Below are 12,239 nucleotides of genomic sequence, written 5' to 3'. Positions count from 1 at the left end.
TCGTTGGATCATACAACACCACACACATCACCAAATCCAGGCCTGGTAAAGGCCTGGATTTCGGCTTTTAGGCCACGGACTTTGCCACTGGCACTTAGCTGCATTGGTATGGGCGGATTTATGGCAGCTGCCAACGGCGTTTTTAACGGAACTATAGTTGCGCTTTGCGTGCTCACTACGCTTTTTCTGCAGATACTCTCGAACCTTGCAAACGATTACGGCGATTCCAAACACGGAGCAGACAGTGTTCACCGTGAAGGCCCTTCAAGAGCTGTGCAGGCTGGTCATATTACAGCTGAGCACATGAAGAAGGGGATGGTCGTGTTCAGCTTGCTATCTTTACTTACTGGTCTGGCTTTGCTTTGGGTAGCGTTTGGTAGCGAGGGGATGTTACTGGCTTTGCTCTTTCTGGGCTTGGGGCTGGCATCGATTTGGGCTGCTATCAACTATACGGCTGGTTCTAATCCGTATGGTTATGCCGGGTTTGGCGATGTGTTCGTGTTTATCTTTTTCGGGTTGGTGGGTGTGCTGGGAACCTACTTTTTGCAGGCGCAGACTATGGAAACTATAGTTATACTTCCTGCTTTGGTGTGCGGCTTTTTTGCAACGGCAGTGCTGAACGTAAACAACATCCGCGATATAAACTCTGATGTGCTGGCTGGCAAATACTCTATCCCTGTAAGGTTAGGTCCTAGAAAGGCACGCATCTATCACCTGTTTTTGCTGGCTGCCGGTACTTTGAGTGCTTTCGCTTATGTGGTGCTTAACTTTTATAGTTGGTGGCAACTGCTGTTTATACTTGCTTTGCCGTTGGTTATAGTTAATGGTGTAAATGTATGGCGCAAGCAAACATCCAAAGAGCTCGACCCTTACTTAAAACAAATGGCAATAACTACCTTGCTGTTTGTTTTGCTATTCGGACTGGGGCAGGTGTTGTAGCAACTATAGAATCTATGAAACAGAAAAGCCGCCTAAACTATAAAGTATGGGCGACTTTTCTGTTTTTTAACAGGATATTTATTTCTGCTTAAAATATTTCTATCTATTAAATCTTTTAAATACTCCGTTAGCGTTTATACTATTAATTAGTATTTGAATCTCAACTAGTTTATTCCAGTTCCTATGGATCATTCGATGGCAATTGGAGCATACAGGTGTTAAGTTTTTTACTGCATTCCCAAGCGTACTTTCAAGGTCTTCATTTTCATAGGTGAAGATGGGTTTAGTATGATAAATTTCTATGAAACCTTTACTTATTTCTCCACCATAGAAATCCGATAAATTAAATTTTAAAATGTTGAAATAAAAATTCTTCAAGCTAGTTATAACTCAGAAATAAAAATATTGTTTCTATGATATTCTAAATAGGATGTTCTACTATCTACTGGGAGCTTTGAATATTTTTTACCTACTTGCAATCCAATCTTTTTAATATTGTTTATCGACAGATCAGGAGAAGCAATTAACTCTTTATTATTTTCAAAAGTTATTAATCCTTTATCAAATAGTTTATCTATGGTTGGACTAAAGATGAAACCATTATTAGGGTCTAATCTTTCAGCGTTTGAAGATAATGCCCAAGGTTTAATATGACTTGCAAGTAAAATTCGTTTATCATCAATACCTGTGATTGGACAAAATTTTAAATATTTTAATAATTTTCTTCTAAATTTTTCCTGACCTATTCTAACTTTTACTTGAATAGCCTTTGATGTATCCTGTATGTCCTCTGTTAATGCAAGATTATTTTCATCATAATATAATAATGCTATCACTCCTTCATCAACCATTTTGAAATTTTTACCTAAATCGCGATATAAAACACCACGAACTCCGGCTTTCCAATCCTTTTGGTTTTTTATATTAGGATAATACTTTTCTATTTGGTTATATATGATACTCCAAATTGCAACACCACCATTATCTTCTAAAACTTGCTTTATTGCATCTACTTTTGTCATTAGTTATTATGAATTTCTATGTCAATGCCGTAAAGAAATTTAATTATATTTTGAATTTCTTCTTCTTCAGTATCATCATGTAAACATAGCCAGCCTTTTTCATCTATTGCATCGTTTGAAGGGAAGTCCCTTAGTTGCAGAACTTTTCTACTTGTATATTTACAAATTCCAACCCTTATCGTATTATGATCTCTTTCCATACTTTTCTTCGAAAAATGTAAGTGTGATTCATTATATGGTGTAACTATCAAACCAAATTGTGTCAAAATGTAGTTCCTCCCAAACATCTAATTACCACAATATTCCGCACAACACAAAAACAAAACCCCGGCCACTTCATCAGAGCAGCCGGGGTTTATACTTTATACTTCGGTAGAATCTACTTACAGAACTTCTTCAAATACTGATCGGCTTCTTTTACGCCCAGTTGTTTGGCTTTGGTCCAGTCGGCGCAGGCACCGGCTTTGTCGCCGAGGTTATACTTGGGAGCTCCTCGGTTATAGTAGGCCTCTTCGTAGCGGGTGTTTATAGTTAGGGCTTTGGTATAGTCGGCGATGGCACCGCTGTAGTCTTTTAACCCGTAACGCACCAGACCGCGGTTGTTATAGGCTTTGGCATCTTTGGGGTTCAGTTCAATGCCTTTGTTATAGTCCAGGAGGGCGCTGCGGTAATCTTTCAGGTTATACTTGCTCAGGCCACGGCTCAGGTAAGCTTCCGTATACTTTGGGTTTAGGGTAATAGCCTGCGTAAAATCCTCGATAGCACCACGGTAATCCAGCAGTCTGTCTTTGGCTACGCCGCGGTTAGTATAAGTGGCGGCGTGTTTCGGCTCCAGCTTCAGCACCTGGTCGTAGGCTTTAATAGCATCAGTATACTTTCCGGCGTTAAACTTTTCGTTGCCGTTAATAAAATATTCCTTCGCCGTTTTCTGGGCGATGGCGGTAAAAGACACGAATATAGCTAAGAGTAGAGGTAAAAGTATTCTCATGCAAAAATTGTAATGTTTTCTAATTCAGTGCAAAGTACAGCAGATCAGGGCTCTTTTAAAAGTATTTTTCCGTTTTTGTGAATCTGTAGTAAATGGATACAATCCGCATCTTGCCATTATGCTATAGTTGTGGCCAATAAGTGGTTTTGTGAAGTTGGGATTTCCGATTAATTTTGCTCATCATTTTAAAAATAGAGACTATGGCATCAAAATACGATTTAGTAGTGCTTGGCAGCGGACCGGGCGGTTACGTAGCAGCTATCCGTGCATCGCAGTTGGGTATGAAGGTAGGTGTTATCGAGCGCGAGTCGCTGGGTGGTATTTGCCTTAACTGGGGTTGTATCCCGACAAAAGCCCTGCTTAAAAGCGCGAACGTTTTTGAATATATCAACCATGCTGCTGATTATGGTATCAACATCGGTGAAGCTTCTGTAGACTTTACGAAAGTAATTCAGCGTAGCCGCGGTGTAGCCGATGGCATGAGCAAAGGCATCCAGTTCCTGTTCCGCAAAAACAAGATTGATGCGATAATGGGTACTGGTAAAGTAGTTGCCAAAGGTAAGGTAGAAGTTACCAACGCCGAAGGCAAAACCGAAACGGTAGAAGCTACCAACATCATCATCGCAACTGGTGCCCGTTCACGCGAGCTGCCTAACCTGCCGATCGATGGTAAAAAGATAATAGGTTACCGCCAGGCCATGGCTTTGGATAAAATGCCGAAATCTATGGTAGTGGTTGGTTCGGGTGCGATCGGGGTGGAGTTTGCTTACTTCTACAACGCCATGGGTACCAAGGTAACTATAGTGGAATATATGCCAAACATTGTTCCGGTTGAGGACGAAGAAGTATCACGTCAGTTGGCGAAGTCTTTCAAAAAGGCTGGCATCAACATCATGACGGAGTCTTCGGTAGAGAAAGTTGATACAAGCGGCGACCTGTGCAAGGTAACTGTTAAAACTGCCAAAGGCGAAGAGATTCTGGAAGCGGAAGTAGTACTTTCTGCAGTAGGTATCCAGACAAACCTGGAGAACATTGGCCTTGAAGAGCTGGGTATTAAAGTTGACCGTGGCAGAGTTATAGTTGACGAGTACTATAAAACAAATGTAGACGGCATCTTCGCGATCGGTGACATCGTTCCTGGTCCAGCGTTGGCGCACGTAGCATCTGCTGAAGGTATTATCTGTGTAGAAGCTATTGCTGGTCATCATCCGGAGCCGTTGAACTATGGCAACATACCGGGCTGTACGTATTGCTCTCCTGAGATCGCTTCGGTTGGTCTTACTGAGAAAGCGGCGCGTGAGCAGGGTATCGAGATCAAAGTGGGTAAGTTCCCGTTCTCAGCGTCTGGTAAGGCAAGTGCGGCCGGTGCTAAAGATGGTTTCGTGAAAGTTATCTTTGATGCCAAGTATGGCGAGTTCTTAGGTGCACACATGATCGGTGCTAACGTAACTGAGATGATCGCAGAAGTGGTTGTTGCCCGTAAACTGGAAACTACCGGCCACGAGATCATCAAGTCAGTACACCCGCACCCAACCATGAGCGAGGCTATTATGGAAGCTGCCGCCGCTGCTTACGACGAAGTAATTCACCTGTAAGTATAGCTTTAACTATAATAAAAAGGGTTGGCCGGATTTTCGGCTAACCCTTTTTGCTTTTATACTTCCTGCAAAAGCCTTTATTTTGCAGACTATAGTTTAAACATCGAACTATAGTTAACACATTCCAACCCTATAACTATGAAGAAATTAGTAATGCTATTGGTGCTTTTCGGCATCATGTTCACGGCTCCTATGGCCCAACCCGACACGGTGCGCGTCACTAGTAAACACATCAACACCAAACACCTGAAGCCGGGCACACGGCAGTACCTGGTAACTATAAGCAACCCCAAAAACCCGAAAGTGCTTACCCAAAGCCTCTGGAACCGCGACGTACAATTTGAGCAGGTGCAGGGCAAAGAACGGCTGGTTATCCGGCAGAACTGGATCGGGGCTGATACGCTGAGTAACCGAACGATTGAGTCTGTGATGGAGAAGGACTTTACTCCTGTCTTTCATACCAGCACATCGGCAAGGGGCACAGCAGCTTTTAACTTTTACCCGGATAAAATAACAGCTGCCGATACTGCTAAGACAAACCCATGGCGCAAATTTGTAATGCCTATAGCGCAGCCAACCTATAACTGGGAACTGGACATGGAGTTTTTCGAGAGCCTGCCGCTAAAAGCCAACACTGTTTTCCTGATAAACTTTTACCACCCGGGCAGCAAAACTGGTCCGCAAATCTATAGTTATAAAGTTACCGGCTCCGAAAAACTTCCAACTATAAATAACCAGACAATAGATTGCTGGCTGCTGCGCATAGACTATAGCCCGGATAACTATGGCATTTTCTGGGTTACCAAGAAAACGCATGAAGTGCTAAAGATGGAGGAAAAGTTTAACGGCATAATCCGCTACAAAGTAAAACTGGGCACCCTGGCCGGGAAATATATCTAACCAGACTATACTTAGCCTACTGCCAATAACTTTAACTTCCGCGAAAGAGGGCTTTGTATGATTGTTTACCAGGCACCAAGTATTGTTCTCTCACAAAACCTGAAATGACAGCCTGAAAAGTGAAAAGTATTGGTTGACCATATTGCTGCCTGAATTGGTTTGCAGTGCCAGAAGGCTGCCTTATTTGTTTAGGGCAGCCTTTGTTTTTAGAGCCTTTTCGTGGCTTTAGTCAGTTTATGTAAACTGCAACTATAGGTAGACCAGCCTAACCAGGGCAGCAAAATATTTTTAAAACATAGCAAAAGTAGTATTGTTACTTTTTGTTAATATTTTGTTTTAGGTATATCGGTTATCTGGAGCCAGGAAAGGTGAAAAATAGATTGTATCTGGTGTAAGTGGTTGGCTAACAGGTGTTATTTAGATGTTACCTGAGCTGTAAATTCTTCCTTTTTATAGTCTATTATAATTGGAATATTTGATCTTACAACACCTTAACTTTTCACCTAAAACAACAAACTATTATGATTAAAAACTACCTGACGGCAGGAAAATCTGCTGTTGCCATGGCCATTCTGTCTGCGGCAGTGCTTACCAGCTGCGAAAAAGAAACGATGTTAGAAGATAAAGAATTTGCTACCTCGCATGAGGCGGCTGCGGCTGCCGGCATCGGGCAGCAATATGTAGCAAACGAAGTGCTTGTTAAGTTTAAAGCAGGTGCATCGGCAGAGGCAAAATCGGCCGCCCTGGCCCGCATTAGCGGTAAAGTAAAAGAGCGCATCTTAACTAAAATGATGGAGCGCGCCGGCGACAGAGAAGGCCTTACCCTGGTGCATACCCCAATGGCTGCCCTGGAAGCGATCAGCAAAATAAAAGGCGGTGCAGAAATTGAGTATGCCGAGCCAAACTATATTTATACTCATGCAGCGGCATCTTCTGACCCTTACTATACCAATGGTTCGTTGTGGGGTATGTACGGCGATGGCACCAGCCCTGCAAACCAGTATGGCAGCCAGGCCGGCGAAGCGTGGGCAACTGGTAACACTGGTTCAAAATCGGTAGTGGTGGGTATTATTGATGAAGGTATCCAGTACACCCACCCTGACCTGGCTGCCAACGTCTGGACTAACCCTTACGACCCGGTTGACGGCGTTGACAACGATGGCAACGGTTACGTGGACGATGTACACGGCTGGGACTTTGACGGTAACAACAACGAGGTATATGACGGTGGCTCAAGAGGCAGCCTGGATGACCACGGCACACACGTAGCCGGTACAATAGGTGCTGCAAACGATGGCAAAGGCGTGGTAGGCGTTAACTGGAACGTAACCATAATCTCTCTTAAGTTTTTGGGCCGCAGAGGTGGTACTACTGCCAACGCTGTTAAAGCTGTAGATTACCTGACCGACCTGAAAACCCGCCACGGCATGAACGTAGTGGCCAGCAACAACTCATGGGGTGGCGGCGGCTTTTCGCAGGCGCTTTATGATGCCGTAAACCGTGCCAACGCAAAAGAGATACTGTTTGTAGCAGCAGCCGGTAATGGCGGCAGCGACGGCGTAGGCGATAACAACGATGCCGTAGCCAGCTACCCATCTAACATGGATCTGCCTAACGTTATTGCCGTTGCAGCTATCACAAACACAGGTGCCAAATCATCGTTCTCTAACTATGGTGCCACTACAGTAGATATCGGTGCGCCTGGTTCTGCCATCAACTCAAGTACAGCTTTTAACACCTATTCTTCTTACAACGGTACGTCTATGGCAACACCGCACGTAACTGGTGGTGTAGCGTTATATGCTGCTTCGCATCCGGGTTCTACTGCGGCTGCTATTAAAAATGCCATCCTGAGCAGCGCTGTTCCTACAGCATCACTTTCAGGTAAATGCGTAACAGGCGGTCGTCTTAACGTAAGTGGTTTTTAAACCCTGATAAGCAAAAAGGTCGCCTGTGTCCTCTACCCGGGTGGCTTTTTTGTTTAAAGCTTTTACTTTATAGTATATAGTTGGCAGCGCAGGCTGCTTTATTTACAGAGGACTAAAAAGGCTGCCCGTATAAGGCAGTCTTTTTTCTTTTACAACTATAGTTCGGGTTTCATGCCAATTGGTGCCGTGGCTGGCGTTAAGCTGGGCCGTAAACTATAAAAGCTATAGTTGGCTTTACCGGGCGTTTAAAGAACTGTACATTTGTGGCATCGCATCTAATTCAATTTATTTATGCCAGCAGTTTCTATCGTCCCTATTACTATATCAGCATTACATACCTTACAGGATATTGCCCTGAATGCCTACGGTGACCATTATCTACATTTGTGGGACGATGGCGGTGCCTGGTATATCGAAAAAAGCTTTAGCGATGCGGCACTGAAAAGTGAACTGGAAGATAACAATGCTGCCTTTTTCCTGATCTATGCCGATGACGAGCTGGCGGGCTTTCTGAAACTGAACATTAATAAAGAGCTGGGAAACTATAGTTCGGAGGAGGCGCTGGAGCTGGAACGGATCTACCTTACAAAAGCAGCCTCGGGCAAAGGCATCGGCAGGCAGGTATTGGATTTCACTAACCAATTTGCAAAAGATCGGGATAAGAAAGTTATCTGGCTGAAGGCGATGGACAGCAGCCACGATGCCATCCGGTTTTATGAACAGAATGGCTACGTACAATGTGGCACCTACAGGTTAGATTTTGAAAGGATGAAGCCCGACTATCGCGGTATGGTGATACTGAAGCTGGAACTATAACTATAACTATAACTATAACTATAACTATAAAGTCAGCCAACTATAAACTATACCCGGCATTTACTGTTGCGTAAGCACAACCATGCAAAAAGAGCAACCAAACCGCCGTTTACCCGACCTGCCTGAAGCCGACTTCCAGATCTGGTACCGGGAGATTCCGGCGACATATGATAAAGATGAAGCGCGTCCGCACCGACATGCTTTCCAGGAAATACTGTTTATAGAAGAAGGAGCCGCCACGCTTAGCTTAGATACCGAACGCAACGAACTGAAAGGGCCTTTGGTGGTGCTAGTGGCGCAGGGCAAAGTGCATAAGTTTACGCCCCAACCCTGGACCCACCTGTATGTAGTCCGGTTCACCAACGAGTTTTTATCACAGTCTGTCAATAACCTTTTCAGCCAGGTTACCGGTTTTACGTTATTGCCAGTGCATACCTCGGAGCTGCACTATAAAATCACCAGCCTGTTCCGGCTCATGCACCAGGACTTTCAGCAGGCAGAACCCAACAAAGTATACACCAGGCATTTGCTGTCGGCGCTGCTGGCCGTTTTGCGCGAAGAGCAGCAGCACAAAGCTTCCGGGCAAAACGTAGGAGATACAGCTAACAACTATACCGTTTTCAGTAAGTTTCTGGCCCTGCTCGATGCCCATTTCACCCATCACCGTACCGTAGAGTATTATGCCGACCAACTGAACATTACCACAAAAAAACTGGGCGAACTTAGCAAAGCCATAACCGGCGATACCCCCTCGCGGGTAATTGAGAAGCGTGTAGTGCTGGCAGCCAAACGCATGCTTATTTATACGTCAGATTCCATTCAGCAAATAGCCTATACGTTAGGGTACACCGATCATTCGCACTTTACGCGGGTATTCAGGAGGTTGGAGAGCATGACGCCTACTCTTTTCCGGGAGAAGTACAAGCAGGCGTAAAGCGTCCAGTTAAAGTCAGAATCAGTCCACTGCTACCCGTATTTGCGGCAGTATCTTTGCACCTCCTTTTAAGCCAACCCGCTTTTCAGGAAAAGAATAAAACTTGTATAAACGCTTCTGAGAGCGCAAGCATGGCAAAATGGCCGGGTTTGCGCTCTCAGTTGTTAACGAAACGTATGAAAAACAAACAACACAGAACAATCATTTTGGTGCTGGGTGCTTTAGCAGCACTGGGCCCGTTTGCCATCGATATGTATTTACCGGGCTTTCCGGCTATTGCCAAAGACCTGAACACTGACATTGCCCATGTGGCGCTGTCGCTTACCAGTTACTTTTTCGGTATTGCAGTGGGTCAGCTTATTTATGGCCCTTTAATTGACCGCTTCGGGCGCAAAAAGCCGCTGGTTATCGGGCTTAGTATATTTGTGCTGGCTGCCCTGGGTTGTGCTTTAGCGCCGTCCGTAGAGTGGCTGATCGGGTTGCGTTTACTGCTGGCGCTTGGTGGCTGCGTAGGTATGGTGGCCAGCCGTGCCATGGTCCGCGACCTGTTCCCGATTAAAGATATACCAAACGTTTTCTCTACCCTGATGCTGGTAATGGGGGTGGCGCCAATTATTGCGCCAACTATAGGCGGTTATGTTACGGCTACTTTTGGCTGGCATGCCATATTTATAGTGCTGGCCATAATTGCCGCGGCGGTGCTTTTTGCAGTCGCACGCCTTTTACCCGAAAGTAAAGGTCCTGATGCCTCTATCTCGCTTAAGCCACAGGCTATACTTCGTGATTTTACCTCCGTTTTAAAAGAGCGTTCTTTCCTGACGTATGCAGTGGCCAGTAGTTTGGCGCAGGCTGGTTTGTTTGCCTACATCTCTGGTTCTCCGTTTGTGTTTATGGAGTATTTCGGGTTATCCGATAAAATGTATGGGATAGCTTTTGCCATGAACGCGGCAGGCTATATTACCGGTAGCCAGTTTAACAGGCTGCTGCTGCGCCGCCAGACCAGTAAACAGATTGCTCTAAAAGTGGGAGTTATCCAGTTTATTGCAGCTATCGTATTGCTGTTTGGTAGTTTGTCCGGTAACCTTACAGCGGTTGGCACACTTATACTTCTCTTCAGCTTTATGTTCAGTTTAGGCATTATCAACCCGAATGCTACGGCTTTGGCTATGGCGCCTTTCAACAAAAATGCGGGAAGTGCCTCGGCTATACTTGGTAGTTTGCAAATGGGAACCGGTGCCCTGGCCTCTGCGGCAGTAAGTTACCTGCACAATCGAACACTTTTACCTATGACGGGCGTAATGGCGCTTGTAACCACCCTGAGCTTACTGATTTTAGGTAGCTACCACTTTTACACCCGCCGTAACTATGCAACCACGCAGTTATGCGAAGCAAAAGCTTAAGCCTATTGGTACCATTCTTATGGTAGGTACTGAAGTAGCCTAAGTAAACGAAAGCCGTAAAAAAGCGCTGACACAAGCTAATGTTGTCAGCGCTTTTTTGTGTTTTGTAGCCCGAGCTATAGTTTACAAAGTATAGAAAAACGCAGCTATGAAACTTAAACAGCTATAGTATAGTTTTATTTATATAACCTTATTTAAAGGTGTTGTAATCAATTCTCCCTATTTATAGTTACCTTGTAGGGATATCAAGACATAAACCAGCTTATAAAACGGCCGGGTCGGATGTCTGGCATTTCTATAGTTTTACGCTGTACTAAATGCAGCACTTAATTTACCCGCAATTCACTCTTTGAGCTTTAAATTCTTTGTGTGAGTTATTAAATCACTCATTACAAAAAGCATGAAACTCAAAGGCAAAGTAAAATTCGTTAACAAAGACAAGAGCCTGTTCTTCCCCACGCTCCGCAAAAGGGTAGATGCCTACTTTGCTGAAAATAATATCCCGACAACTGCCAATACTACCATGAAAGTGAAAAGTGTGGTGTTGCTGTTACTTTACTTTCTGCCGTTTGTGGCGCTGCTCGTTTTTCAGCCGGCTTACCCGCTTAGTTTGTTGCTGTGGTTTATGATGGGCCTGGGTATAGCGGGTATTGGTATGAGCGTGATGCACGATGCCAACCATGGAGCTTTCTCTAAAAGCAAACGTGTGAACGACCTGATGGGCTATACCTTAAATTTTGTGGGTGGCTCCGCTTTTAACTGGAAACTACAGCACAACATCCTGCACCATACTTATACCAACGTGGTAGAACTGGACGAAGACATACAAGACAGGCTGGTGCTGCGTTTCAATCCTCATTCTAAAGTAAAGTTCTTCCATAAAATACAATGGCTTTATGCTTTTGTGTTCTATGGGTTACTTACGCTTTACTGGGTAGTGGCAAAAGATTTTGTGCAATACGCGCTCTTCAAAAAGACCGGTGTAAACACCAATACATCTGCTGAAAACAGAACATGGTTTGCCAAACTGGTAGCCATGAAATTGCTGTACTTTTTCATCATTCTGGGCGTGCCGGTGCTGTTCTTCGGGATTCCGTTTTTACAGGTGCTGCTTGGCTTTTTGTTAATGCATTTTGTGGCGGGTATTGTCCTGACGGTTGTGTTTCAGTTAGCGCATACTGTTGAGGGTACAAGTCACCCGAGGCCGGACGAGCATGGTATTATCGAGAACGACTGGGCCATTCATCAGATGAACACCACAGTTAACTTTTCCCGGCACAACAAGATCTTGTCGTGGTACGTGGGTGGCCTTAACTTCCAGATCGAGCATCACCTGTTTCCGCGCGTGTGCCATGTGCACTACCCGGCCATATCCGGTATTGTGAAAGAAACCGCTGCCGAGTTTGGTGTACCATACCTGGAGAACGAAACATTTGCAGAAGCCGTTCGCTCGCACATTGCTACATTGCACCGCTTCGGAAGGCTGCCCGGTTTAAACGAGGCCATCGGCTAAAAAATCAAATAGCTACTGAAAGCTGACAGTATTCCGTTTCTCCGTTATATTTGCACCCCAATCGCGTAAATCCGTGCTTGTTGTATCATCTGAAAGTTTCTGTAAAAAGAAATGAAGAGGTATACGACTGTTTTTAGCTAAGCTAGCGTACTTATAGTAACTCGTTGAGTTGTAGAACAGCTTTTGGAGTGTGCGTAATTT

General features: G+C 44.7%; 11 protein-coding genes. 8 read left to right on the top strand and 3 right to left on the bottom strand.

Going from position 1 to position 12,239, the window contains the following annotated elements; all coding sequences use genetic code 11:
* Positions 1-3 precede the first annotated feature (3 nt).
* On the top strand, positions 4-939 hold the full coding sequence (locus tag GWO68_RS12485) for a 1,4-dihydroxy-2-naphthoate polyprenyltransferase (RefSeq protein WP_235942054.1): 936 nt from the start codon (positions 4-6) through the stop codon (positions 937-939).
* A gap of 383 nt (positions 940-1,322) precedes the next feature.
* On the opposite strand, the gene GWO68_RS12480 is transcribed toward GWO68_RS12485, so the two are convergent.
* From GWO68_RS12480 to GWO68_RS12470, 3 genes are all read right to left on the bottom strand, one after another.
* The gene (locus GWO68_RS12480) at positions 1,323-1,961 is read right to left on the bottom strand and encodes an HNH endonuclease (RefSeq protein ID WP_162346782.1); all 639 of its coding nucleotides are present in this window, start codon (positions 1,959-1,961) and stop codon (positions 1,323-1,325) included.
* The gene (locus GWO68_RS12475) at positions 1,961-2,161 is read right to left on the bottom strand and encodes a hypothetical protein (protein ID WP_162346781.1); all 201 of its coding nucleotides are present in this window, start codon (positions 2,159-2,161) and stop codon (positions 1,961-1,963) included. Before GWO68_RS12475 ends, GWO68_RS12480 begins: the two co-directional genes overlap by 1 nt.
* A 179-nt stretch (positions 2,162-2,340) precedes the next feature.
* A complete protein-coding gene (locus GWO68_RS12470) occupies positions 2,341-2,949 on the bottom strand; it encodes a tetratricopeptide repeat protein (protein WP_162346780.1) in 609 nt (202 codons plus the stop codon).
* 200 nt (positions 2,950-3,149) lie between these two features.
* Between GWO68_RS12470 and lpdA the strand changes: the two genes are divergently transcribed.
* The 7 genes from lpdA to GWO68_RS12435 all read left to right on the top strand — a co-directional run bounded on the left by lpdA (position 3,150) and on the right by GWO68_RS12435 (position 12,038).
* Positions 3,150-4,544, top strand: coding sequence for a dihydrolipoyl dehydrogenase (lpdA, locus tag GWO68_RS12465; protein WP_162346779.1), 1,395 nt, complete (start codon positions 3,150-3,152; stop codon positions 4,542-4,544).
* A 141-nt stretch (positions 4,545-4,685) separates the two neighbouring features.
* The gene (locus GWO68_RS12460) at positions 4,686-5,447 is read left to right on the top strand and encodes a DUF3108 domain-containing protein (protein ID WP_162346778.1); all 762 of its coding nucleotides are present in this window, start codon (positions 4,686-4,688) and stop codon (positions 5,445-5,447) included.
* 521 nt (positions 5,448-5,968) lie between these two features.
* Positions 5,969-7,375 carry a S8 family peptidase gene (locus GWO68_RS12455; protein ID WP_235942053.1) on the top strand — a complete coding sequence of 469 codons (1,407 nt, stop codon included), beginning with the start codon at positions 5,969-5,971 and terminating at the stop codon, positions 7,373-7,375.
* A 291-nt stretch (positions 7,376-7,666) separates the two neighbouring features.
* Complete coding sequence (locus GWO68_RS12450) at positions 7,667-8,191, top strand: GNAT family N-acetyltransferase (RefSeq protein ID WP_162346777.1); 525 nt, start codon at positions 7,667-7,669, stop codon at positions 8,189-8,191.
* A gap of 82 nt (positions 8,192-8,273) precedes the next feature.
* Positions 8,274-9,125, top strand: coding sequence for an AraC family transcriptional regulator (locus tag GWO68_RS12445; RefSeq protein ID WP_162346776.1), 852 nt, complete (start codon positions 8,274-8,276; stop codon positions 9,123-9,125).
* Between the two features lie 176 nt (positions 9,126-9,301).
* A complete protein-coding gene (locus GWO68_RS12440; RefSeq protein WP_235942052.1) occupies positions 9,302-10,525 on the top strand; it encodes a multidrug effflux MFS transporter in 1,224 nt (407 codons plus the stop codon).
* A gap of 400 nt (positions 10,526-10,925) precedes the next feature.
* Positions 10,926-12,038, top strand: a complete 1,113-nt coding sequence (locus GWO68_RS12435) for a fatty acid desaturase family protein (RefSeq protein WP_162346774.1) — start codon at positions 10,926-10,928, stop codon at positions 12,036-12,038.
* Positions 12,039-12,239 lie beyond the last annotated feature (201 nt).

The organism is Pontibacter fetidus, from assembly GCF_010119545.1.
Taxonomy (GTDB): Bacteria; Bacteroidota; Bacteroidia; order Cytophagales; family Hymenobacteraceae; genus Pontibacter; species Pontibacter fetidus.
Note: the sequence above shows the minus strand (reverse complement) of the source record. Positions and strands in the feature narration are given on the sequence as shown.